Source organism: Rhodanobacter sp. B04, assembly GCF_002001125.1.
GTDB lineage: Bacteria > Pseudomonadota > Gammaproteobacteria > Xanthomonadales > Rhodanobacteraceae > Rhodanobacter.
Genome location: NZ_MUNV01000011.1, coordinates 133193 through 156540 on the forward strand (window position 1 = coordinate 133193; position 23348 = coordinate 156540).

Consider the following 23348-nt stretch of genomic DNA (forward strand, 5'->3'; position numbering starts at 1 on the left):
GATTGTGATTCATGGAAAAGCGTTTGTATCGTTCTCGCCGCTACCGCTCGCTTGCCGGCGTGTGCGGCGGCATCGCCGAATATTTCGGCTGGGATCCGACCCTGGTGCGCGTCGGCTGGATCATCCTTACACTAATGGGCGGATCCGGCATCCTGCTGTATCTGATCATGTGGCTGGTGATGCCCGAAGCGCCCTGATGCACGAGGGCTTCGGGCCATCCGCTGGCACCGTTCCTGTTCGAGCAAAAGATCATTCCGATGGATTACGACCGATACGACCGCATCCGTGCCGTGCAATGGCGCGACGATTATCTGCGCCTGCTGGACCAGCGCCGATTGCCGCATGAGGAGATATGGATCGATTGCCGTGACGCTGCCGAAGTGACGCAGGCGATCCGGGATCTGGCCGTGCGCGGTGCCCCGGCGATCGGCATTGCGGCCGCCTGGGGTGTGGCGATGTCCGCGCAGCAGCATGCTGCGCTGGATGACGTGCTGGCGATGCTGCGCGCGGCACGGCCCACCGCGGTGAACCTGATGTGGGCGCTGGACCGCATGAAGAGGCGCATTGCTGCCGGCGCCGATGCCGGGGCACTGGTGCGCGAGGCGCAGGCGATCCAGGACGAGGATCTGGCAGCGAACCGGCATATGGGTGAACTGGGCGCCTCGCTGATCACCTTCGGCTCGGGCGTGCTGACCCACTGCAATACCGGCTCGCTGGCCACCGCCGGCTTCGGTACCGCGCTGGGCGTGATCCGTGCCGGCGTGGCGACGGGGCGGATCAGCCGGGTCTATGCCGGCGAAACCCGGCCGTGGCAGCAGGGCGCACGCCTGACCATGTGGGAGCTGGTGCGCGATGGCATTCCGGCGCAGCTTATTGCCGATTCCGCGGCAGCGCACCTGATGAAATCCGGTGCCGTGCAATGGGTGATCGTTGGTGCGGACCGGATCGCCGCCAACGGCGATACCGCCAACAAGATCGGTACCTATCAGCTGGCGATTGCGGCGAAATACCACGGCGTGAAGTTCATGGTGGTGGCACCGTCGTCCACGGTCGACATGCGCACCGGCAGCGGTGAGGAAATCGAGATCGAGCTGCGCGATCCTGCCGAGCTGCTCAGCACCAGCGGCACGCGTACCGTGATCGATGGTGCGCAGGCCTGGAACCCGGTGTTCGACGTGGTGCCGGCCGAGCTGATCGACGCCATCGTGACCGAGCGCGGCGTGATCGAGCGGCCGAACAGCATCGCGATGCAGGCGATGTTCGGCTGATGAGGCTGTCGCGCGAAATCACGCTGTTTGCGATAGGTGGTGTCGGCGGCCTGGTGGTCGATGCCGGGATCGTGCAGCTGCTGGTAGGCATCGAGGACTGGAATCCCTATCTGGCCCGGGTGCTGTCGTTCCTGCTGGCGGCCACGTTCACCTGGTGGTGGAACCGTCGCCATACCTTCGCTGCCCGTCGCAGCAACCGCGCCGCACACGCCGAATGGTTGCACTGGGTGGGGCTGATGAGCTTCGGTGCGGTGATCAATTACGGGATTTACGTCCTGTTGCTGATGAACTTTCCCATGCTGCATCGCTGGCCCGCCGTGGCGGCAGCAGCGGGTTCGGCAGTGGCTGCGCTGGTCAATTTTTCGACAGCGCGCGGAGTGCTTTTCAAGGCCACCAAGACATCATCGTAAGTTGCTGATTCATAACGACTAAATCCTGTCGTTTTGATGACATTCGTGCTACACTCCTCAGGTTGATTTCGGGTCGCTTGCGCATGCGCTTGAGGCGCGGTGCCAGCGCCCTTCTACGTCATCAGGAAAGAAGATTCATGGCAGAACTCGCCAAAGAAATCATTCGCGTCAACATCGAAGACGAAATGCGCCAGAGCTATCTCGATTACGCCATGAGCGTGATCGTGGGACGCGCCCTCCCGGACGTACGCGACGGCCTGAAACCGGTACACCGCCGCGTGTTGTTCGCGATGAATGAACTGGGCAACGCCTGGAACAAGCCGTACAAGAAATCCGCCCGCGTGGTCGGTGACGTGATCGGTAAGTACCACCCGCACGGCGATGCATCGGTCTACGACGCGATCGTGCGCATGGCGCAGCCGTTTTCGCTGCGCTATCTGCTGGTCGACGGCCAGGGCAACTTCGGTTCGGTCGACGGCGACAACGCCGCCGCGATGCGATACACCGAGGTGCGCATGTCGCGGCTCACGCATGAGCTGTTGGCCGACATCGACAAGGAAACCGTCGACTTCGGCCCGAACTACGACGAGAGCGAACACGAGCCGCTGGTGCTGCCGGCGCGCGTGCCGAACCTGCTGGTGAACGGCTCGGCCGGCATCGCGGTCGGCATGGCCACCAATATCCCGCCGCACAACCTCAACGAGGTGATCGCGGCGACGATGGCGCTGATCGACGAGCCGACGCTCTCGATCGACGACCTGATGCACTACATTCCGGGGCCGGATTTCCCGACCTACGGCATCATCAACGGCTCCTCCGGCATCATCGAGGCGTACCGCACCGGTCGCGGCCGCATCCTGGTGCGTGCGAAGGCGGAGATCGAGACCGAGCCGAACGGCCGCGAGACAATCATCGTCCACGAGCTGCCGTACCAGGTGAACAAGGCGCGGCTGATCGAGAAGATCGCCGAGCTGGTCAAGGAAAAGAAGCTCGAAGGCATCAGCGAGCTGCGCGACGAATCCGACAAGGACGGCATGCGCGTCGTCATCGAGATCCGCAAGGACGCGATGGGCGACGTGGTGCTGAACAACCTGTTCCAGCAGACCCAGCTGCAGGTCACGTTCGGCATCAACATGGTGGCCCTGCTCGACGGCCAGCCAAAGCTGATGAACCTCAAGGACATCCTCGAGGCATTCATCCGCCACCGTCGCGAAGTGGTCACCCGTCGCACGATCTTCGAACTGCGCAAGGCGCGTGCCCGCGCGCACATCCTCGAAGGCCTGACCGTCGCGCTGGCCAACATCGACGAGATGATCGAGCTGATCAAGACCTCGGCCTCGCCGGCCGAAGCGCGCGAGCGCATGGTCGCGCGGCACTGGGAAGCAGGCATGGTGCGCGCGCTGCTCTCGGCCACCGGCGCCCATGCGTCGCGGCCGGAAGAAATGGACCCGCGCGATGGCCTGAAGGATGACGGCTACCAGCTGTCCGAAGCGCAGGCACTGGAAATCCTGGCGATGCGCCTGCATCGCCTGACCGGGCTGGAGCAGGAAAAGCTGTCCGACGAATACCGGCAGATCCTGGAAACCATCCGCGGCCTGATCGAGATCCTGGAAAATCCGGAGCGTCTGCTCGAGGTGATCCGTGGCGAACTGGAAGCGGTCAAGGCCGAGTTCGGCGATGCCCGTCGCACCGAGATCCAGCATTCGCAGGAAGACCTCAACGTCCTCGACCTGATCGCGCCGGAAGACGTGGTGGTCACGCTGTCGCACACCGGCTACATCAAGCGTCAGCCGGCCAGCACCTATCGTGCGCAGAAGCGTGGCGGCAAGGGCCGTTCGGCCTCGGCACTGAAGGACGAGGATTTCGTCGAGCAGCTGTGGGTGGTCAACACGCACGACACGCTGCTCACCTTCACCAGCACCGGCCGCGTCTACTGGCTGAAGGTCTACCAGATGCCGGACGCCGGCCCCGGTGCGCGCGGCAAACCGATCATCAACCTGCTGCCGCTGGGCGCTGGCGAGAAGGTGCAGGCCGTGCTGCCGGTGCGTGAGTACACCGAGGATCGTTTCGTGTTCTTCGCGACCAGGTTCGGCACGGTCAAGAAAACCCCGTTGACCGAGTTCGCGTTCCAGCTGCAGAAGGGCAAGATCGCGATCAAGCTGGACGAGGGCGATGCACTGGTCAATGTCGAACTCACCGACGGCAACAGCGACATCCTGCTGTTCGCCTCGAACGGCAAGGTCAACCGCTTCGACGAGAATACCGTGCGTTCGATGGGCCGTACCGCCACCGGCGTACGCGGCATGCGGCTGGCCGAAGGCGCGCAGGTCGTTTCGCTGATCGTGGCGGCCGAGGGCGACATCCTCACCGCCACCGAACGCGGCTACGGCAAGCGCACCCAATTGGTCGAGTTCACCAAGAAGGGCCGTGGCACCCAGGGCGTGATCGGCATCCAGTGCTCCGAACGCAATGGCGCGCTGGTCGGCGCCGTGCAGGTCACCGAGGCGCACGAGCTGATGCTGATCTCCAACCAGGGCACGCTGGTGCGTACCCGCGTGGCGGAAGTCTCGCAGCTCGGCCGCAACACCCAAGGCGTCACCCTGATCAAGCTGCCGGCTGATGAAAAACTTGTCAGCGTGATGCGGCTGGATGCGGATGAGGACAACGGCGAGGAAGGCGTGGTTGTCGATGTTCCGGCACCGACCGAGGGTGGAAGCCCTGGTGAGATTGAAGCGATCGCTACGGAAGAGTGAGCCTGATGCTGTCCTGAAAGAAAAACCCCGGTGCCGCCGGGGTTTTTCTTTCAGGCTGTGTGAGTGTGCTTCACTAATGTCTGTTTTGCGGTCGAAGGCAGACGCAAACAATCGGGTCGTACGCGCGGTCAACCTACTCGCGCACCTGGCTCAATCCTCCGATCGCTGACAACATCGCTTCCGCACTGGAAACTCGCAGCTCACCCGGCGCCTCGACATGCAACAGGCGCACTACGCCATCTTCCGCGTACAGCGCAAAGCGGCGCGTGCGCAGACCCATGCCGAAGGGCGTGCCATCCAGTTCGAGTCCCAGTGCGCGGGTGAAGCTGGCGTTGCCGTCGGCCAGCATCAGCAGGCCGGCGGGAACCTGTTGTGAGGTGGCCCAGGCCCGCATCACGTAGGCGTCGTTGACGGCGAGGCACATCACGCTGATGCCGCGTTGCTGGAATTCGGTGTAACGACTGATGTAGCCGGGCAGGTGCTTGTTGGAGCAGGTCGGGGTGAACGCGCCAGGTACCCCGAACAGCAGGACTTTCCGTCCGGCGAACAGTTCCCCGGTTTGCTTGGGCGTTGCCTCGCCGTCGACGACCCGGATGGTGGTGTCTGGAATCGTGTCGCCAGGCTGGATCTTCATGCTCGTCTCGGGATAGGGGGCTTGGCCATGCTAAATCCCCTGGTGGTGGGCTGTCGCCTTGAAACCGCCACAGCCGCACCTATTTTCCGGTGCAGCCGGCAATGGTGCCGCGAAACCACCGAGGAGGCAGTGATATGAATTCAAGTCGTCAATCCATCTGGGGTCATGATCTGGGACCCTCCGAGGATTTCCGTCGGGCATTGGGACGTCTTTTCAACACCGATGACAATGACCAGTCCACCGTGGAAACCAGCCAATGGGCGCCGCGGGTTGATATTCGGGAAGAGGACAAGCGTTTCATGATCCTCGCCGATGTGCCAGGCGTCGATCCGGCCGCGATCGAGGTGAGCATGGACAAGAGCATTCTCACCATCAAGGGCGAGCGCAAGATCGACAGCCGGGAAAATGGCGGCAAGTTGACTCGGCAGGAGCGGGTGTACGGAACATTCCATCGTCGCTTCGCGCTGCCGGAAAGCGCAGATGCCGACGGAATCAGCGCGCATGGCAGGCACGGAGTGCTCGAGATCTCGATCCCCAAGAAACCGGAGACCACCCCGCGACGCATTACGATCAATACCGCCGGATAAGCACAGCGCTGTATCAAAGTCCGATCCGCCATGGATAATGATTCACGGCGGGTCGCGGCTTTGTGCTGTGCGGCAACGGTGATCAGGAGCTTGCGTGGAATTCAAAGACTATTACGAGATTCTGGGCGTGAAGCCCGATGCCAGCGAGGCCGAGATCAAGGCGGCGTATCGCAAGCTGGCGCGCAAGTACCATCCGGACAAGAACAAGGAAGCCGGCGCCGAGGAGAAATTCAAGTCGGTCAACGAGGCCAACGAAGTGCTCAAGGACGCCGAGAAGCGGCGCTCCTACGATCAGCTGCGCGCCGGCGGCTATCGCGGCGGCGAGCAATTCCGGCCGCCGCCGGGCTGGCAGGGACAAGGCCAGGGTTTCGGCGATGGTGGCGACGGCGATTTCAGCGATTTCTTCGAAAGCCTGTTCGGCCGGGGGGGCGCCGGAGGCCAGCGTGGCCAGCCGCGCCCGCGCCGCGGCCAGGACGTGCAGGCGTCGGTACGGATTGATCTGCAGACCGCATTCGATGGCGGTCGCACGCGATTGGCCATGCATGACCCTGCCGGTGGCGAGCGCGTGCTGGAAGTGAAGATTCCGGCCGGTATCCATCCCGGGCAGGTGATCCGCCTTTCCGGGCAGGGCCAGCCGGGCATGGCGGGTGGGCCGAATGGCGACCTGCTCCTGGAAGTGGGCATTCACGACGATGCGCGCTTCCGGCTGGACGGTCGCAACGTGGTGCACGTGCTGCCGATCACGCCGTGGGAGGCGGCGCTCGGTACCACGGTGCCGGTGCCGACCCTGGCGGGTGCCGTCGATCTGCGCATCCCGGCAGGCTCGCAGTCGGGGCGCAAGCTGCGCCTGAAGGGTCGTGGCATGCCGGGAGCGCATCCGGGTGACCAACTGGTGGAGTTGTCGATCCGGACGCCGCCGGCGGACAACGACGGCCAACGTGCGGCCTACGAGGCGTTGCAGCAGCAGTTCAAGGATTACGACCCGCGCCGTTGAGCCGTCGCGGCTCGCCCATGAAAAACGGCGCCGAAAGGCGCCGTTTTTCATGGGCCACAGGACTCGTCGGATCAGATCAGTGCGGCAGAAACTCGTTCAGCGCCTTGACCAGCTCCTCTTCCTTGATCGGTTTGGTCACATAGGCCTTGGCGCCCTGGCGCATGCCCCAGACCCGATCGGTTTCCTGATCCTTGGTGGTGACCAGGATGATCGGGATATGCGCGGTATCGGCATTCTTGCTGATCGTGCGGGTGGCCTGGAATCCGTTGAGATTGGGCATCACCACGTCCATCAGGATCAAGTCGGGCTTTTCCTGCTTGGCGACTTCCACGCCTGCAGCACCGTCTTCGGCGGAAAGAGTCTCATGCCCGAGTTTTTCGACGATCCGCTTGATGCCCAGCAACTGGGACGGTGAATCGTCGACGATCAGGATACGTGCCATAAGGTGGTGGTCCCCAGCGAGTTTCGTTGATTCTAAGCCGTGGCGAAGCGACTTCCAAGCATGGTTTCGTCAAACCGTGCTGCCGATGCGTACCAGGGTGCGGCCGAACGAGGCGCCAGCGAGCATCTGCGCAAACACCTCGGGCAGTTCATCGAGGCCGATTTCGCGCGTGGCGATGCGCTCCAGGTGTTGCGGTTTCCAGTCGCTGGCCAGATGCTGCCAGACCTCGTCGCGGATGTCGCGGGTGGTGCCGGCCGAGGCGATGCCGAGCAGGGACACGCCGCGGATGATGAACGGCATCACCGTGCTGTCAAAGGCGATGCCACCTGCGTTGCCGCAGATCGCCACGTTGCCGCAGGGCGCGACCAGCGGCAGCAGGCCAGCCAGCATCGCGCCGCCGACGTTGTCCAGCGCACCGCCGAAACGCACCGAATCCATCGGCTTGCCGCTGAAGGCGAGTCCGTGGCGGTCGGTGCATGCGCTGGCGCCGAGACTGCGCAGGAAGTCGAAGTGAGCGGCCTTGCCGCTGATCGCATGCACGTCGTAACCGGCGCGGCTGAAGATATCGATCGCCAGCTGGCCGACACCGCCGCTGGCGCCGGTCACGGCAATCGGGCCGAGGGCTGGTGTCTGCCGGTTGTCCTGCATGCGCAGCAGCGCCAGTGCGGCGGTGAAGCCGGCGGTGCCGAGGATCATGCTCTCGCGCAGGCTCAGACCCGATGGCAGCGGGATCGTCCAGCGCGCGTCGAGCCGCGCGTATTCGCCATAGCCGCCGTCGCGTGTTTCGGACAGGCCGCTGCCGGTGCACAACACGGCGTCGCCTTCCTTGAAGGAAGGGGCGGTGGAGGCGACCACATGGCCGGCGACGTCGATGCCGCCGTTGAGTGGGAACTGGCGAAGGATCTTGCCCTTGCCGGTGCCGGCCAGTGCGTCCTTGTAGTTCACCGACGAATACATGGCCTTGACCAGCACCTCGCCCGGCGACAGCGCATCGGCCGGCATGCTCTCGATGCCGGCGCGGTAGCCGGCGCCATCGTTGTGGATGCGAAAGGCGCGGAACGTGCTCATCTGGGATCTCCGGTTTCAGGCCTTGATGCTGGACGGACCGATCACGCGCGACGCGCCGCCACCGTCGTAGCTGTCCATCCAGTCGAACAGTGCGGCCATCGAGTCGCCGAACCAGACGCTGTCGCGCTGTCCGGCGCGTACGAAGCCTTCGCCGACCATGTGATCCATCATCGTGCGCAGGCCGCCGTAATAGCCGCGCACATCGAGGAACGCGCATGGGTAGCGATGCAGCCCCAGTTGCGCCCAGGTCAGCATCTCGAACATCTCGTCCATGGTGCCGAAACCGCCAGGCAGGGCCACGAACGCGTCCGACAGCTCGTACATGCGCGTCTTGCGCTGATGCATGGTTTCGACCACCTGCAGCTCGCTCAGGCCTGGGTGCGCCACTTCGAGCTCCACCAGCTGGCGCGGGATCACGCCGATCACCTTGCCACCGCCAGCCAGCACGGCGTCGGCCACCGTGCCCATCAGGCCGACCTTGCCGCCACCGTAGACCAGGGCGATGCCGCGCCGGGCCATTTCGGCGCCGAACGCGCGGGCTTGTTCGGTGTAGCCGGGATGATTGCCTGGGCTGGAGCCGCAGTAGACGCAGAGTGAGGTGGGTTGTGGCATAAGGCGAGGAGTGAGCGCAGAGGAGTGAGAAGTGAGAGAGGGCGGTGCGAGGCGGATTGAGTGGCCGAGGTGCTAAGTGGTGACGGGGCGAAGAGGCCGAAGCGAGGTTTTGCTCTGGTCTTCTCTCACTTCTCACTCCTCTTCACTCACTTCTGAAAAGTAACGGCCCGCCCATGTCGCCACGAGCGGGCCGATGTACGTTTGACGCGGTGGCTCAGTTGCCCTTGTGGATCGCGCGCTTGTCGACCGACAGCGCCGCTTCGTGCACGGCCTCGGACAGCGTCGGATGCGCGTGGACGATGCGCGCCAGATCCTCGGACGAGCCCTTGAACTCCATCGCCACCACGCACTCGGCGATCAGCTCGGAGACGCCCGGACCGACCATGTGCACGCCGAGAATGCGATCGGTTTCGGCATGGGCGAGCATCTTCACCTGGCCGACGGCCTCGTTCATCGCGACGGCGCGGCCGATCGCGGCGAACGGGAAGCTGCCGACCTTGTACGGGATGCCGGCGTCCTTCAATTCCTTCTCGGTCTTGCCGGCCCAGGCGATCTCCGGTTCGGTGTAGATCACCCACGGAATCGTGTCGAAGTTGACGTGGCCGGCCTTGCCGGCGATCCATTCGGCCACCGCCACGCCTTCCTCGGAACCCTTGTGCGCCAGCATCGGGCCGCGCACGGCATCACCGATCGCCCACACGCCATCGACGCCGGTGTGGTTGTGCTCGTCGACCACGATGCGGCCGCGCTCGTCCAGCTTCACGCCGGTGTCGTCGGCCAGCAGGCCGGCGGTGTAGGCGCGGCGGCCCACGGCGACCAGCAGCTTGTCGACCACGAGCTCGTGCGCGCCGTCCTTGTCCTCGTAGGTGAGGGCGACTTCATTCTTCTTGATCTCGGCCTTGGTCAGCTTGGCGCCAAGCTTGATGGTCAGCCCCTGCTTGGCGAACTCGCGGGCAGCGATCTTGGCCACGTCGGCGTCGGCGACGGAGAGGAAATCCGGCAGCGCTTCGAGGATGGTGACGTCGGCGCCGAGACGCTTCCACACGCTGCCCAGCTCCAGGCCGATCACGCCGGCGCCGATCACGCCCAGGCGCTTCGGCACTTCGGCGAGGTCCAGCGCGCCGGCGTTGTCGAGGATCATCTTGTTGTCGAACTTCGCGAACGGCAGCTCGATCGGCACCGAGCCGGAGGCGAGGATCACGTTGGTCGCGCTGATCGTCTGCTTGCTGCCATCTGCGCCCGTGATCTCGACGTTGTTCCCTTTGAGCAGCTTGCCGGTGCCGAAGTACGGCGTGATCTTGTTCGCCTTGAACAGCTGCGCCACGCCGCCGGTGAACTGCTTGACGATCTTGTCCTTGCGGCCGATGAAGGTCGGCACGTCGATCTTCGCGTTGTCGGCCGTGATACCGTGCACGCCGAAGTTGTGCGTGAGGTTGTGGAACTGGCGCGAGGAGTCGAGCAGCGCCTTGGACGGGATGCAGCCCACGTTGAGGCAGGTGCCGCCGAGTGCCTGCTTGCCGTCCTTGCCGGCGAAGGCATCCACGCAGGCGGTCTTCAGGCCCAGCTGTGCGGCGCGGATCGCGGCCACATAACCGGCCGGGCCGGCGCCGATGACGATGACGTCGAATTTGTCGCTCATGGTTTTGGTGTCCTTGAAAGCGGGAGCAGGGAACGGGGAACAGGGAGCAGGGGCGGCGTTTGCCGTTCCCCGTTCCCTGTTCCCCGTTCCCGCGTCATTAGAGACCCAGCAACATCCGTTGCGGATTTTCGAGCTGGTTCTTGATGTCGACCAGGAACAGCACCGCGTCCTTGCCGTCGATGATGCGGTGGTCGTAGGAGATCGCGATGTACATCATCGGTGCGGCGATGACCTGGCCGTTCTCGACGATCGCGCGCTCCTTGATCGTGTGCATGCCGAGGATCGCGCTCTGCGGCGGATTGACGATCGGCGTGGACAGCAGCGAGCCGAAGGTGCCGCCGTTGGTGATCGTGAAGGTGCCGCCCTGCAGGTCGTCCAGGCCGAGCTTGCCGTCGCGGGCCTTCTTGGCGTACGCCATGATGCCCTTCTCGATGTCGGCGAAGCTCATGTCCTGCACGTCGCGCAGCACCGGGGTGACCAGGCCCTTCTCGGTGGACACCGCGATCGAGATGTCCTGGTAGCCGTGATAGATGATGTCGTTGCCGTCGACCGACGCGTTGACGATCGGGTGACGCTTCAGCGCCTCGGCGGTGGCCTTGACGAAGAAGCTCATGAAGCCGAGCTTGACGCCGTTCGACTTCTCGAACGACTCGCCCAGCGTCTTGCGCATCTTCACCACCTCGGCCAGGTTCACCTCGTTGAACGAGGTCAGCATGGCGATCGAGTTCTTCGACTGCATCAGGCGCTCGGCGATCTTCGCGCGCATACGGGTCATCGGCACGCGCTCTTCCGGGCGCGAGCCCGGCGTCGGTGCGGCGGCCGGTGTCGCGGCGGCCGGTGCACCCTTGCCGTAGTTGACCAGGTCTTCCTTGGTCACGCGGCCGTCGCGGCCGGTGCCGGCGACCTTGGACGGGTCGATATGCTGTTCGGTGGCCACGCGCAGGCCGGCCGGGGACAGGTCCTCGGCACCCTTGGCCGCGAGGTTCGGTGCGGCAGCGGCCGGCGCAGCCGCGGCGGCTTTCGATGCCTCCGCCGGAGCCGGAGCCGGAGCCGGAGCAGCGGCAACCGCGCCTTCCTCGATGATCGCGATGACCTGCTGGCTGTTCACCGTGTCCCCGACCTGCTGGCGGATTTCCTTCAGCACGCCGTCGACCGGCGCCGGAACTTCCAGGACCACCTTGTCGGTTTCGAGATCCACCAGGTTCTCGTCGCGCTTCACCGCATCACCGGCCTTCTTGTGCCAGGTGGCGATGGTGGCATCGGAAACGGATTCGGGCAGAACGGGGACTTTGACTTCAATGGACATAAATGATCCTTGGTTTCTTTATTCTGCCGCGTGGTCGGTGCCGACCGGCGCGACCAGCGCCTGCTCGACGAGAGCTGCCTGTTCGGCAACATGGGTGTTGAGATGACCGGCAGCCGGTGCCGGCGAGCGCGCGCGCCCCGCGTAGGTAAGGCTGTGCTTGCTGCCGATGCAGGCCTGCAGGTGATGACGGATCTGGAACCAGGCGCCCTGGTTCATCGGCTCTTCCTGGCACCAGATCACTTCCCTGGCGGAAGGATACTTGTCCAGTTCGGCGGTGACCTCGGCACGCGGGAACGGATAGAGCTGCTCGACGCGCACGATGGCGACGTCGGTCAGGCCGCGCTTGTCGGACTCCTCCAGCAGGTCGTAATAGACCTTGCCCGAGCACAGCACGACGCGCTTGACCTTCTTCGCCGGCAATTCGCGATGCTCGCCGATCACCAGCTGGAAGCTGCCGTTGGCCAGCTCGTCCAGCGTGGATACGGCCAGCTTGTGGCGCAGCAGCGATTTCGGCGTCATCACGATCAGCGGCTTGCGCACCGGGCGCAGCATCTGCCGGCGGATCATGTGGAAATCCTGCGCCGGCGTGGTCGGCACGCAGACCTGCATGTTGTCGAACGCGCACAGCTGCAGGAAGCGCTCCAGACGCGCGGAGGAATGCTCCGGGCCCTGGCCTTCGTAGCCGTGCGGCAGGAACAGCGCCAGACCGCACAGGCGGTTCCACTTCGATTCGCCGGAGCTGATGAACTGGTCGATCACCACCTGGGCGCCGTTGGCGAAATCGCCGAACTGGGCTTCCCAGATGTGCAGCGTATCGGGATCGGTGGTGGCGTGGCCGTACTCGAACGCCATGACCGCTTCCTCGCTGAGCAGGGAATCGATCACTTCGACGTCGGCGCCTTCGCGCACCATCGCCAGCGGCATATAAGTGTGGCCGTCCTTCTGGTCGTGCAGCACGGCATGACGGTGGAAGAACGTGCCGCGGCCGGAATCCTGGCCGACCAGGCGCAGGTTGTGCTGCTGATCGATCAAGGTGGCGTAGGCCAGGTTCTCGGCGAAGCCCCAGTCGCCGGGCAGCTCGCCGGCGGCCATCTTGCGGCGGTCGTCGTAGATCTTCGCCACGCGCGCCTGCAGCACCAGATCCTTCGGCAGGTCGAGAATCGTGTTGGCCAGCTCGACCAGCTTCTGCTTCGGCACGCCGGTGTCGACCTTGGTCGACAGCTTGCCGTTGTAGCGGGCCCAGTCGATATGGATGTCGCGTGCCGGCGCGGGATCCAGCTCGGTCATCGTGTCGCCGGTTTCCAGGCGGTCGCGATACGCCTCGAACTGCTTCTGGGCGTCGCCCTCGGCCAGCACGCCATCCTTCACCAGCTGCTGCTGGTAGAGGTCGCGCGTGGTCGGGCGGGCACGGATGATCTGGTACATCACCGGCTGGGTGGCGGCCGGCTCGTCGGCCTCGTTGTGGCCGTGGCGGCGGTAGCAGACCAGGTCGATCACCACGTCCTTGCGGAACTGCTTGCGGAAATCGTAGGCGAGGCGGGTGACCGCGATCACCGCTTCCGGGTCGTCGCCGTTCACATGGAACACCGGCGCGTTGACCATCTTGGCCAGGTCGGTGCAGTACATGGTGGAGCGCGCGTCCTGCGGATTCGAGGTGGTGAAGCCGACCTGGTTGTTCACCACGATGTGCAGGCTGCCGCCGATCTTGAAGCCGCGGGCCTGCGACATGTTGAACAGTTCCATGTTCACGCCCTGGCCGGCCAGCGCGGCATCGCCGTGGATCACCACGGCCATCGACTGCGTGTGCAAGGTGTCGCGGCGGCGGGTCTGGCGCGCATGCACCGAACCGGTCACCACCGGGTTGACGATTTCCAGGTGCGACGGGTTGAACGCCAGCGCCACGTGCACGCCGCCCTTGGGCGTCTTGACGTCGGCGGAGAAGCCCATGTGGTACTTCACGTCGCCCGAATGCGCCGGGTCGTCGGGATGCTCGAAGCGGCCCTCGAATTCGTCGAACAGGGTCTTCGGCGGCTTGCCGAGGATGTTGACCAGCACGTTGAGGCGGCCGCGATGGGCCATGCCGATCACCAGCTCCTTGATGCCGTTGTCGCCGGCGGCGCGCACGACGTCGTCGATCATCGGGATCAGGCTGTCGCCACCTTCCAGCGAGAAGCGCTTCTGACCGACGTACTTGGTATGCAGGTAGCGCTCCAGGCCTTCGGCCGCGGTCAGGCCGTCCAGCACGCGCTGCTTGCCGGCCTTGTCCAGCGTGCTCTTGCCGGCAGCCTGTTCAAGCCGGCTGTAGATCCAGTGGCGCTGCTCATGGTTGCTGATGTGCATGAACTCGGCGCCGATCGTGCTGGCGTAGGTCTTCTGCAAACGGCTCAGCAGGTCGCCCAGCTTCAGGCGCTGGCCGTTGCCGGCATAGTTGCCGGTATCGAATTCGGTGTTCAGGTCGGCATCGGTCAGCCCGTGAAAGGCCAGGCCGAGATCCGGCGCCGGCATCTTCTCGGTGAGGCCGAGCGGATCGAGGTTGGCGGCCAGGTGGCCGCGCGAACGGTAGGCGGTGAGCAGGCGCAGCACGCCGGCCTGCTTGCGCGCGTGCTCGTCGCTCATCGGGGCGGCTGCGCCGTTGAGATGGCGCTGCTTCTGGGCGGCCTCGATACGTGCAATGGCCGCGGTGTGGGAGACATCTCCCGACTCGCGGCCCTTGAAGGTCTCAAAGTACTTGGCCCAATCGGCAGACACCGAGGAGGTGTCCGCCAGCCAGGCGTCATAAAGCGATTCGACGTAATCGGCGTTGCCGCCAGCGAGTTGGGAGGACTCGAAGAACTCGCGGATCAGGTTTGTACTCACGTCACCACCGGCAGGGAAGGGATGCTTGCAGCCATCCGTGTGAGCTGGGAAGTCGCGATGTTATGTCGGTTTTCAAGCCCGACCAACCGCTCACACGGACGACTGGGGAGAATCCGGTCAATTATAGCCTTGGCTTGCTGCGGCGCGACACCCCGAAAGCGGCAGGAAATGAGCTGTGGACAGGTGCCAGGCCGCCGTGATGCATCGCAGGCTCCGGTTTCATGCGCTTTGTCGCCGCGGCTGCCGACCCGGGATACATGGCTGGCGGCCAGCTGGGGTTCAGTCGCGAAAGGCGGTTGCTAGATATCCAGCGCCTGCAACATGCCTGCGCGCTCGGCACGTTCCCATACTTCATCGAAGTGCTGTTGCAGCGCGGCCTGGGTGGCGCGGTCGTGAAGGGCTGCGCGGCCCTGGGCACGACCCGCCTCGGGCAGAAACAGATAGCCGCCGATGTCGTTGAGCAGGTACGCCGAGGCGTAGGCCAGGTCGGCTTCCTCCACCGGCATGCGGATCTGGATCATGCTGGGCAGGCGCTGCGCCAGCGCGATCATCCGGTGATCGTTGCGCAGGGCGGCCTCGGGGTCGTGCAGCAGGATGCGGATCTGCGCGCTGCGGCCGGAGATCGCGATGCGCCGCAGTTCGGCCAGCTCTTCCGTGCTGGCGTAGCTGTCGTTGCCGAGCTGCGGCAGGTAGATGGCCAGTCGATGTCGTGCCTCGCCAAGCAACCGTAATCGCGCGGCGGCGGTTTCGCTGCGTGTGGCGGCAGGCAATGCGCCTATGTCGCGCGCCGGTGTGATATCGAGGCTGCCGGCTGGCAGGGACAGGCGCATGCTCCGGTGCTGCAGCCCGGCGTCCTCGAATTCATCGCCATAGGCAACGAAGCCTTCGCGCTCGTAGAAGCCGAGTGCGCTGACCTGGGCATCCAGCGCCACATCCGGCCAGCCCTGGGCACGGGCGCGTCCAATCAGTTCGCGCAGCAAGGCCACGCCGACGCCTTGGCCGCGCCAGGCCTGCAGCACGGCCATGCGGCCGATCTTGTGCGCCGGCGTGAGCCGGCCACAGCCGATCGGCTGGCCACTTTCGTCACGGGCCAGTACGTGCCAGCAGTCCACATCGAGGCCGTCCCGCTCGCGTGCCTCGGGTACGCCTTGTTCCTGCACGAATACTGTGTGGCGCAAGTCGAGCAAGGCCGCGCGCTGTTCCTCGCGCGACCATTCGGCGATTTCGACGTGGAAGTTCTGCAGCTTCATCGGCGGCGCGATTTTCTCGGCAGGAGATGACCGTCATTGACCAGTGCCAGCAGCAAGCCGCGTTCGGCAGCGCCTTGTTTGCCAGTGAGGCTGAGCGCGCGCTGCTCGCACAGCTGCTGTGCCAGTGCCGGCGTGGCCGGGTAGGCGTGGCCGCTGGCAAACAGCGTGCAACCGGACTTGCCCTGGCTCCAGGCCAGTCGCGACCACGGGTGGCGCAGCAACTTTGCACCGGCGGCGAGTTGTCTGGCCAGCGCATCCTCGCTCAGGGGCTTGTCGAGCGGCGCCGGCGTCTGTGCGTTGCGGTAGCGCGTGATGAAGCGGCCGAACCAGTCGCGCAGCATGTCGTCATGCAGTACGGCAGCAAACGGCAGCGCCGTCTTCAGGCGTTCGATCGCGGCGCGGTCGATCTCGCCGGTGGCCTTGGCCGGTTTCAGGTCCGGGTCGGCGTAGCGCAATTCTTCCGGCAGGTGCTCGGCGATGTGGTCGGCGAGGTCGCCGGTCAGTTCCGCCTGCGAGGGTGCACGCATGCCGATCGAGAACGTCATGCACGGACCGCCGAAGGCCACGCCGTCGTGCGGCACGCCCGGCGGCAGGTACAGCATGTCGCCCGGCTCCAGCAGCCATTCGTGGGTTGGCTCGAAGTGGGCGAGCTGCTTCAGCTCCACGTCGTGGCGGAACTCCTTCGGCGCCATCGGATCGTCGCTGATCGCCCAGTGGCGCTGGCCAAGCCCCTGCAGCAGGAATACGTCGTACTGGTCGACGTGCGCACCGACGCCACCGCCGGGTTCGGCGTAGGAGACCATGATGTCGTCGACGCGCCAGCTCGGCAGGAAGCCGAAGTGATCCAGCAGGCTCGCGACGTCCGCATCCCACTTGTCGACATCCTGCACCAGCAGGGTCCAGTTGCTGTCGGGTGTGCTGGCGAAGTCGGCTTCGTTCAGCGGGCCCGGGTTGACGTGCCAGCGGTCGCGCTTCTCGTCGTGGATGATCAGCCTGGCCAGCGCGCCATCCTCGCAGGCCAGGCCCGCCAGGTCGTCCGGCTGCAATGGCGGCTGGAAATCGGCGAATGCGCGACGGATCAGCAGGGGCCGTTTCTGCCAGTAGTCGCGCAGGAATCGGGCCGGGCTCATGCCCAGCGGATGCGCGGCGCTGCCGCGGACTTCAATCGGGAGTGGGTGGGCGAGGTTCATCCGCGCATTGTAGTGGCGGCCGTCGGGTTTGGATCGGCCTCAGCCGAACATGCGTACCGCGTTGTTGATGCCCAGCGCGAGTACGGCGAGGCCGGCCAGCAGGGTGGCTGCGCGAGGCGGGATGCGGCGGATGAACAACGCGCCGAACGGAGCGGCGAGCACGCCGCCGACGATCAGGCCGATGACGGCCAGCCCATGGCTGGTGCCGATGGTGAGCAGGAAGCTCATGCTGGCGGCGATGCTCACCACGCATTTGGCCAGGTGCACGCTGCCGATCACCACGCGCGGCGGCAGGCCGCGCGCAAGCAGGATGGTCACGGTCAGCGCGCTCCAGCCGCCACCGCCGATCGCGTCGACAAAGCCGGCGGCGAGCCCCATGGGCGCCGTACCGCGCGGTACATCCGTACGCTGCCCAGGCTGGTGGCTGCGGCGAAACAGCAGGAACAGGCCCATGCCGAGGAGATACGGTGTCAACGCGATGCGCATCCATTGCGGCGGCACATTGACGGCGACCAGTACGCCGAGCAGCGAGCCCAGTACACCCGGTATCACCAGCGCAAGAAACAGCGGTCGCCGCACATTGCCGGCCATCAGGTGGCTGATGCCGGAGGCGCCGCAGGTAAAGGTCTCCGCGTAGTGCACGCTGGCGCTGGCGGCGACCGGCGGCATGCCCAGGCCCATCAGCAATCCGGCCGAGGTTACGCCGTAGGCCATGCCGAGGGCGCCGTCGATCAGCTGGGCGAAGGCGCCGACGGCAATGAAGGTGAGCAGTTCGATCAAGGCGGGCGGGTCTTCGGGGCGTCGCGAGAGAGTATCAGCCCTGCCGCGCAGTGCATAGAAATGAGTGACGGGCATAACGACATGTCAACATATGCTTTCCGGTAATTGTCGATAGTTAATAATATGGACATAAAGACGTAAAGACGTCCAAAAGGAATGCATGTGAGCGTCGCACTCAAATCGTCGTTGCCGGTCCCGGCGCTTGATGCGGGAAAGCTTGCCCAGCTCGTCAGCCTGACGGGCGGCCTGTCGACAGCGGAGCTTTACTGGGTTGCAGCATACAGCGCCGCCCTGGCAGCCGGGTCCCCGGTGCATGCGGGACGGGCCGTGGTCGCCGAGCCGCTCGTGGCATCGGTCGCTCGGGCCGGCGAGCGCCTGAGCATCGTCTACGGCAGCCAGACCGGCAATTCGCGGCGTGTGGCCGAGCAGTTGGCGAGCCGGGCCGAAGCGGCAGGGTTGACGGTGCGCCTGTTGCGTGCCGGCGCCTATCCGTCGCGGGAGCTGGCGCAGGAGCGCCACCTGGTCGTGGTGATCAGCAGCCAGGGCGATGGCGATCCGCCGGACGATGCGATCGGCTTCATCGAGTTCGTCTCCGGCAAGCGTGCGCCCAGGCTGCCGCAGCTGAAGTTCGCCGTGCTGGGGCTGGGCGATTCGAGCTATCCGAAGTTCTGCGCGGTCAGCCGTGAGCTGGATGCGCGCCTGGTCGAGCTTGGCGCCAGTCGCTTCGCCGTGCTCGGCGAGGCCGACGTGGATTTTGATTCGGCCGCCGCCGAGTGGTCGGCGGGCGTGCTGGAGGCCGCGCGCGAGGCCTTGAGTGTGCCGCTCGCACCGGCGCGGCATGCCAGCCCGCTGCATGCGGTCAGTGCGCCGTTGCTGCATGCTCGCGACAACCCGTTTCCGGCCGCGGTCCTGGAAAACCAGCGCATCGTGTCGCGCGACAGTGAGCGCGAGGTGCGGCACATCGAGCTGTCGCTCGAAGGTTCCGGCCTGCGCTACGAACCCGGCGATGCCATCGGCGTGTGGCCGCAGAACTCACCGGTGCTGGTCGAGCAGTGGCTATCGGCGTTGAAGCTCGATGGCTTGCGCGAAATCGAGCACGAGGGACGCCGCCTGCCGCTGGCGCGCTGGCTCAGCCATGAACGTGAACTTACCCGCTTGACCCGGCCGCTGGTGGCGGCGCAAGCCGCCGCGACCCGGCATGCCGGCCTGCAGCGCGTGCTTGAGCCAGGGCAGCAGACTGCCTTCGCGGCCTTGCTGGAAAGCCATCAGCCGATCGACTTGTTGCGCGAATTTCCGGCGAACTGGGATGCCGCACAGCTGGTGGCCACACTGCGTCCGCTGACGCCGCGGCTGTATTCGATCGCCTCCAGCGCCAAACTGGTCGGTCACGACGAAGTTCATCTGACGGTTGGCGTGGTGGAGTACGCGGCACATGGGAGCGCCCACTATGGGGCCGCTTCGGCTTTCCTCGCGGGCGCGGGAGATGACGCGCGGGTACCGCTATTCGTCGAGTCGAACGAGCGCTTCCGGCTGCCTGCCGACAGCAGCCGCGACGTGATCATGATCGGCCCCGGCACCGGCATCGCGCCATTCCGCGCCTTCGTGCAGGAGCGCCAGGCGACGGCAGCCAGTGGCCGCAACTGGCTGTTCTTCGGCAACCGCCATTTCACGCAGGATTTCCTCTACCAGGTGGAATGGCAGGAGGCGCTGCGCAGCGGAGCATTGCAGCGCCTGGATCTGGCGTTTTCCCGCGATTCCGCTGCGAAAACCTATGTCCAGCAGCGCATCCGCGAAAACGGCCGCGAGTTGTACGCATGGCTGCGCGAAGGTGCCTATGTGTACGTCTGCGGGGACTCCGCGCACATGGCGAAAGATGTGCACACGGCGCTGCAGGACGTGGTCGCCATACACGGTGGCCTGTCCGCCGAGGAGGCCAGAGCCTGGCTTGCCGAGTTGCTGCAACAGGGCCGTTACGCCCGCGATGTCTACTGATACGAGCCAGTCCATGTCTTCCCACCTCGAAACAATCAAGCAGGCAAGCCGCTTCCTGCGCGGCAGCATCGCCGAAGGGCTGGCCGACCCGGTCACCGGTGCGATCAGCGAGGACGACAACAAGCTGCTCAAGTTCCATGGCAGCTACCAGCAGGATGACCGCGACATCCGCGACGAACGTCGGCGCCAGAAGCTGGAGCCGGCGTATGCCTTCATGGTGCGCGCGCGCCTGCCCGGCGGGGTGATGACGACGGCGCAATGGCTGGCGTTCGACAAGATCGCCGCGGACTATGCCAGCAGCGGCCTGCGCATCACCACGCGGCAGACCTTCCAGTGGCACGGCATCATCAAGCGCGACCTGAAGCCGACCATCGCGGCGATCGATGCGGCCATGGCCAGCACCATCGCCGCCTGCGGCGACGTCAACCGCAACGTGGTGTGCAATGCCAATCCGGTCGAATCGCAGGCGCACGAGGAGGCGTATGCGTGGGCGGTGCGCCTGTCCGAGCATCTCAAGCCGAAGACCCGCGCCTATCACGAGCTCTGGCTCGACGGCGAAAAACTGGTCGGCGAAGAAGAAGTCGAGCCCCTGTATGGCCCGACCTACCTGCCGCGCAAGTTCAAGATCGGGTTGGCGATCCCGCCGCTCAACGACATCGACGTGTTCGCCCAGGACCTGGGCCTGATCGCGATCGTCGAGGATGGCCGGCTGGTCGGCTTCAACGTGGCGATCGGCGGCGGCATGGGCGCCAGCCATGGCGACCCGTCGACCTATCCGCGGCTGGCCGATGTGATCGGCTTCGTGCCGCCGGAGCAATTGTTGGCATTCGCCGAGACCGTGATCGCAGTGCAGCGCGACTGGGGCGATCGCGAGGAACGCAAGCATGCACGCCTGAAATACACCATCGACCGGCATGGGCTGGCTGCATTCAAGGGCGAGCTGGAACGGCGCCTCGGTTTTGCGCTGCAGCCGGAGCGCGTGTTTCGTTTCGACCACAACGGCGATCGTTACGGCTGGATCGAAGGCCATGCCGGCCGCTGGCATCTGACCCTGCAGGTCGAGTCTGGCCGTCTGCTGGATACGGCGGCGCACACCTGGCTAAGCGGCATGCGCGAGCTGGCTGCGATACATACGGGCGACATCCGCCTGACCTGCAACCAGAACCTGATCATCGCCAACGTGGCGGCGGCGGATCGTGCGGCCATCGACGCACTGGTCGCCCGTCACGGCATGGACGGCTACCGCAAGCACAGCGCCATCCGGCAGCACGCGGTCGCCTGCGTGGCGTTGCCCACTTGCGGGCTGGCGATGGCCGAAAGCGAGCGCTATCTGCCGCTGCTGTTGCCGAAGCTGGAGTCATTGCTGGGTCGCCATGGGCTGATCGAGGAGCCGATCCTGCTGCGCCTGTCCGGCTGCCCGAATGGCTGCTCACGCCCGTACCTGGGCGAGGTCGCCCTGGTCGGACGCGCTCCTGGTCGTTACGACCTGCGCCTTGGCGCGGATTTCCGTGGCCAGCGGCTGAATCGGCTGTATCGGGAAAATGTCGACGAGGCGGCCCTGCTCGAAGTCCTCGATCAGCTGTTTGCCCGCTTTGCCGGTGAGCGCGCAGCGGGAGAACACTTCGGCGATTTCCTGCTGCGTGCCGCAGTCCTTGGTCAGCCGCGGCTGATTCCGCTCAAGGTCAACGCATGAGCGCGATCGAATTACCGCGCAACCCGCGCGATCCGCACGCCTTGGCCAGGTTGAACGACTGGCTGGCTGGCCAGACGGCCGAGCAACGCGTGGCATGGGCGCTGCAACACACCCCTGGCAGGCACGCGCTGTCGTCGAGCTTCGGTGCGCAGGCCGCAGTCTCGCTGCATCTGCTGACGCGCCAGCAGCCGGACATACCGGTGATCCTGATCGATACCGGCTACCTGTTTGCCGAAACCTATCAATTCGTCGATACGCTGGCTGAGCGCCTTCAATTGAATCTTAAGGTCTACCGGCCGGTGATCGGGCGGGCCTGGGCCGAGGCCCGTTATGGGCGGTTGTGGGAGCAGGGCATCGAGGGCATCGAGCGCTACAACAGCATCCGCAAGGTGGAGCCGATGCAGCGTGCCCTGACGGACCTTGGCGTGCAGAGCTGGTTTGCCGGGCTGCGGCGCAGCCAGTCGAGGAGCCGGCAGGACATTCCCTTTGTCGAGTGGAATCGTGACCGTTGGAAATTCCATCCGATCGCCGACTGGAACGACCGCGACGTGGGCATGTATCTGCAGCGTCACGCCTTGCCTTATCACCCGTTATGGGAGCAGGGCTATGTCTCGATCGGCGATACCCATACCACCCGTCGCTGGGAACCCGGCATGGAGGCGGAGGACACCCGTTTCTTCGGGCTGAAGCGTGAATGCGGGTTGCACGGCCCGGGTTGACCCCGGGCAGGCTCCAACAGATCAGGCGGCATCGGTCAGCGCTGCCTGCGAGCGTTCCCGCCAATGCGGTACGGCTGGCCAGTCGCCCGCCGCATCGGCGGCCAGTGCGCGTGCCACTTCGCGGCGGTGCAGATGCGGCGCGAACAGGCTGATGAACTCCAGCACATAGGCGCGCAGCACACGTTCGCGGCGCAGCACGATCCAGGTCGTGCATGAAGGAAACAGGTGATCGGCGGGCAACACCTGCAAGTCGGTATCCGCGGGCAGCATCGCCATTTCGGCCAGCACGCCGACGCCCAGTCCGGCACGTACATAGGTCTTGATCAGGTCGGCGTCACTGGCGGTCATCGCGATCTGTGGCGACAGGTCGACGGCATCGAATGCGCGGCGCAGCGATGACTCCGCCTTCTGCGAAGAGTCGTAGCTGATCAGCGGCAGCTGCGCCAATTGCTCCAGCGAAACCGGCTGCCTGTGCGTGGTCAGCGCATGGTTTCGCGGCACCACGATGACCCGCTGCCAGTGGTAGGCCGGCAAGGCGACGCCGTTCGCCGGGGGCGTTCCAGTGCTGCTGACCACGGCAAGGTCGACCCGGCCAGCTTCCAGTTGCGCCAGCACCTCGGCATCGCGCACCGGCTGCAGGTGCACGCTGACCTGTGGATAGTCGGCATTGAGTGCGCCGATCGCGGTGGGCAGGGCAAAGCGTGCCTGGGTGTGGGTGGTGGCGATGCGCAGTTCGCCGTGCGCCTCGTTGCGCAGGTTCGCGGCGATCGAACGGATATTGCCGGCCTCGGCGAGGATTGTGCGCGCGCGTTCCAGCACCTGGGCGCCGGCCGGTGTTACCGAGTCGAGGCTCTTGCCCTTGCGCAGGAACAGCTGGAAGCCGAGTTCGTCCTCAAGCTGCCTCAGCTGCTTGCTCAGCCCGGGCTGGGTGGCATGCACGCGTTCGGCAGCGAGCGTGATGTTGAGGCCGGAGTCGGCGATGGCAATGAGATAGCGCAGCTGGGTAAGCGTCATGGCGGTGTTTCCGTAGGCGATCGTGGTCGATGGATCGAGGCGCGAGCAGAGTACGGATACATCGCATGAGGCGAGCTGGCATCGTGCATGGCATGGCAATGGCAGTGACGCCAGGGCCGCTGTGAATACGTGCTGGATGAT

The 23348-nt window shown here is 65.2% G+C and carries 20 protein-coding genes; 9 read left to right on the forward strand and 11 right to left on the reverse strand.

Annotated features, from left to right (window positions below):
• The first annotated feature begins 11 nt into the window (after positions 1-11).
• From B0E46_RS10010 to gyrA, 4 genes are all read left to right on the forward strand, one after another.
• A complete protein-coding gene (locus B0E46_RS10010) occupies positions 12-197 on the forward strand; it encodes a PspC domain-containing protein (protein WP_077555634.1) in 186 nt (61 codons plus the stop codon).
• A 60-nt stretch (positions 198-257) separates the two neighbouring features.
• Positions 258-1268, forward strand: coding sequence for an S-methyl-5-thioribose-1-phosphate isomerase (gene mtnA / locus B0E46_RS10015; protein ID WP_077555635.1), 1011 nt, complete (start codon positions 258-260; stop codon positions 1266-1268).
• Entirely contained in the window at positions 1268-1678 is a 411-nt protein-coding gene (locus B0E46_RS10020) for a GtrA family protein (RefSeq protein WP_077555636.1), read from the forward strand. Before mtnA ends, B0E46_RS10020 begins: the two co-directional genes overlap by 1 nt.
• Positions 1679-1815: 137 nt before the next feature.
• Positions 1816-4431 (forward strand): DNA gyrase subunit A, encoded by a 2616-nt coding sequence (gene gyrA / locus B0E46_RS10025; protein ID WP_077555637.1) that lies wholly within the window; start codon positions 1816-1818, stop codon positions 4429-4431.
• Between the two features lie 133 nt (positions 4432-4564).
• Here gyrA and B0E46_RS10030 read toward each other — a convergent pair whose 3' ends face one another.
• Complete coding sequence (locus B0E46_RS10030) at positions 4565-5065, reverse strand: peroxiredoxin (RefSeq protein ID WP_077555638.1); 501 nt, start codon at positions 5063-5065, stop codon at positions 4565-4567.
• A 134-nt stretch (positions 5066-5199) separates the two neighbouring features.
• On the opposite strand from B0E46_RS10030, the gene B0E46_RS10035 reads away from it, so the two are divergent.
• Together B0E46_RS10035 and B0E46_RS10040 are read left to right on the forward strand one after the other, a co-directional pair.
• Positions 5200-5652, forward strand: a complete 453-nt coding sequence (locus tag B0E46_RS10035; protein ID WP_077555639.1) for an Hsp20/alpha crystallin family protein — start codon at positions 5200-5202, stop codon at positions 5650-5652.
• 94 nt (positions 5653-5746) lie between these two features.
• Positions 5747-6646 (forward strand): DnaJ C-terminal domain-containing protein, encoded by a 900-nt coding sequence (locus B0E46_RS10040; protein WP_077555640.1) that lies wholly within the window; start codon positions 5747-5749, stop codon positions 6644-6646.
• 76 nt (positions 6647-6722) lie between these two features.
• On the opposite strand, the gene B0E46_RS10045 is transcribed toward B0E46_RS10040, so the two are convergent.
• The 9 genes from B0E46_RS10045 to B0E46_RS10085 form a co-directional block, all read right to left on the reverse strand.
• A complete protein-coding gene (locus B0E46_RS10045) occupies positions 6723-7088 on the reverse strand; it encodes a response regulator (RefSeq protein WP_077443791.1) in 366 nt (121 codons plus the stop codon).
• A gap of 69 nt (positions 7089-7157) precedes the next feature.
• Positions 7158-8156 carry a YhdH/YhfP family quinone oxidoreductase gene (locus tag B0E46_RS10050; RefSeq protein WP_077555641.1) on the reverse strand — a complete coding sequence of 333 codons (999 nt, stop codon included), beginning with the start codon at positions 8154-8156 and terminating at the stop codon, positions 7158-7160.
• A gap of 15 nt (positions 8157-8171) precedes the next feature.
• Entirely contained in the window at positions 8172-8768 is a 597-nt protein-coding gene (locus tag B0E46_RS10055) for a TIGR00730 family Rossman fold protein (protein WP_077555642.1), read from the reverse strand.
• Positions 8769-8982: 214 nt separating this feature from the next.
• Entirely contained in the window at positions 8983-10407 is a 1425-nt protein-coding gene (lpdA, locus tag B0E46_RS10060; RefSeq protein ID WP_077555643.1) for a dihydrolipoyl dehydrogenase, read from the reverse strand.
• A 97-nt stretch (positions 10408-10504) separates the two neighbouring features.
• Positions 10505-11713 carry a 2-oxoglutarate dehydrogenase complex dihydrolipoyllysine-residue succinyltransferase gene (gene odhB, locus B0E46_RS10065; protein WP_077555644.1) on the reverse strand — a complete coding sequence of 403 codons (1209 nt, stop codon included), beginning with the start codon at positions 11711-11713 and terminating at the stop codon, positions 10505-10507.
• A gap of 18 nt (positions 11714-11731) precedes the next feature.
• Entirely contained in the window at positions 11732-14569 is a 2838-nt protein-coding gene (locus B0E46_RS10070) for a 2-oxoglutarate dehydrogenase E1 component (protein ID WP_077555645.1), read from the reverse strand.
• 299 nt (positions 14570-14868) lie between these two features.
• Positions 14869-15819, reverse strand: a complete 951-nt coding sequence (locus tag B0E46_RS10075) for a GNAT family N-acetyltransferase (RefSeq protein WP_077555646.1) — start codon at positions 15817-15819, stop codon at positions 14869-14871.
• Positions 15816-16949 (reverse strand): cupin domain-containing protein, encoded by a 1134-nt coding sequence (locus tag B0E46_RS10080; RefSeq protein ID WP_254425113.1) that lies wholly within the window; start codon positions 16947-16949, stop codon positions 15816-15818. The genes B0E46_RS10075 and B0E46_RS10080 overlap by 4 nt, the downstream gene beginning before the upstream one ends.
• A 99-nt stretch (positions 16950-17048) precedes the next feature.
• Positions 17049-17789 carry a sulfite exporter TauE/SafE family protein gene (locus B0E46_RS10085; RefSeq protein ID WP_254425114.1) on the reverse strand — a complete coding sequence of 247 codons (741 nt, stop codon included), beginning with the start codon at positions 17787-17789 and terminating at the stop codon, positions 17049-17051.
• Between the two features lie 234 nt (positions 17790-18023).
• Between B0E46_RS10085 and B0E46_RS10090 the strand changes: the two genes are divergently transcribed.
• From B0E46_RS10090 to B0E46_RS10100, 3 genes are read left to right on the forward strand one after another with little or no spacing between them, the layout of a single operon-like run.
• Positions 18024-19781, forward strand: coding sequence for an assimilatory sulfite reductase (NADPH) flavoprotein subunit (locus tag B0E46_RS10090; protein ID WP_254425122.1), 1758 nt, complete (start codon positions 18024-18026; stop codon positions 19779-19781).
• A gap of 13 nt (positions 19782-19794) precedes the next feature.
• Positions 19795-21474: an assimilatory sulfite reductase (NADPH) hemoprotein subunit gene (gene cysI / locus B0E46_RS10095; protein WP_254425115.1), complete on the forward strand. Its 1680-nt coding sequence runs from the start codon at positions 19795-19797 to the stop codon at positions 21472-21474.
• A complete protein-coding gene (locus B0E46_RS10100) occupies positions 21471-22193 on the forward strand; it encodes a phosphoadenylyl-sulfate reductase (RefSeq protein WP_077555651.1) in 723 nt (240 codons plus the stop codon). The genes cysI and B0E46_RS10100 overlap by 4 nt, the downstream gene beginning before the upstream one ends.
• 21 nt (positions 22194-22214) lie before the next feature.
• Here B0E46_RS10100 and B0E46_RS10105 read toward each other — a convergent pair whose 3' ends face one another.
• On the reverse strand, positions 22215-23207 hold the full coding sequence (locus B0E46_RS10105) for a LysR substrate-binding domain-containing protein (RefSeq protein ID WP_077555652.1): 993 nt from the start codon (positions 23205-23207) through the stop codon (positions 22215-22217).
• Between the last annotated feature and the right edge of the window lie 141 nt (positions 23208-23348).

What these genes read in the sequence shown, in the direction of transcription:
- B0E46_RS10080 (WP_254425113.1), bottom strand. Translation starts at nt 16,949, where the DNA reads ATGAGCCCGGCCCGATTCCTGCGCGACTACTGGCAGAAACGGCCCCTG.
- B0E46_RS10055 (WP_077555642.1), bottom strand. Translation starts at nt 8,768, where the DNA reads ATGCCACAACCCACCTCACTCTGCGTCTACTGCGGCTCCAGCCCAGGC.
- cysI (WP_254425115.1), top strand. Translation starts at nt 19,795, where the DNA reads ATGTCTTCCCACCTCGAAACAATCAAGCAGGCAAGCCGCTTCCTGCGC.
- B0E46_RS10010 (WP_077555634.1), top strand. Translation starts at nt 12, where the DNA reads ATGGAAAAGCGTTTGTATCGTTCTCGCCGCTACCGCTCGCTTGCCGGC.
- mtnA (WP_077555635.1), top strand. Translation starts at nt 258, where the DNA reads ATGGATTACGACCGATACGACCGCATCCGTGCCGTGCAATGGCGCGAC.
- B0E46_RS10030 (WP_077555638.1), bottom strand. Translation starts at nt 5,065, where the DNA reads ATGAAGATCCAGCCTGGCGACACGATTCCAGACACCACCATCCGGGTC.
- B0E46_RS10100 (WP_077555651.1), top strand. Translation starts at nt 21,471, where the DNA reads ATGAGCGCGATCGAATTACCGCGCAACCCGCGCGATCCGCACGCCTTG.
- gyrA (WP_077555637.1), top strand. Translation starts at nt 1,816, where the DNA reads ATGGCAGAACTCGCCAAAGAAATCATTCGCGTCAACATCGAAGACGAA.
- B0E46_RS10075 (WP_077555646.1), bottom strand. Translation starts at nt 15,819, where the DNA reads ATGAAGCTGCAGAACTTCCACGTCGAAATCGCCGAATGGTCGCGCGAG.
- B0E46_RS10105 (WP_077555652.1), bottom strand. Translation starts at nt 23,207, where the DNA reads ATGACGCTTACCCAGCTGCGCTATCTCATTGCCATCGCCGACTCCGGC.
- odhB (WP_077555644.1), bottom strand. Translation starts at nt 11,713, where the DNA reads ATGTCCATTGAAGTCAAAGTCCCCGTTCTGCCCGAATCCGTTTCCGAT.
- lpdA (WP_077555643.1), bottom strand. Translation starts at nt 10,407, where the DNA reads ATGAGCGACAAATTCGACGTCATCGTCATCGGCGCCGGCCCGGCCGGT.
- B0E46_RS10035 (WP_077555639.1), top strand. Translation starts at nt 5,200, where the DNA reads ATGAATTCAAGTCGTCAATCCATCTGGGGTCATGATCTGGGACCCTCC.
- B0E46_RS10045 (WP_077443791.1), bottom strand. Translation starts at nt 7,088, where the DNA reads ATGGCACGTATCCTGATCGTCGACGATTCACCGTCCCAGTTGCTGGGC.
- B0E46_RS10050 (WP_077555641.1), bottom strand. Translation starts at nt 8,156, where the DNA reads ATGAGCACGTTCCGCGCCTTTCGCATCCACAACGATGGCGCCGGCTAC.
- B0E46_RS10020 (WP_077555636.1), top strand. Translation starts at nt 1,268, where the DNA reads ATGAGGCTGTCGCGCGAAATCACGCTGTTTGCGATAGGTGGTGTCGGC.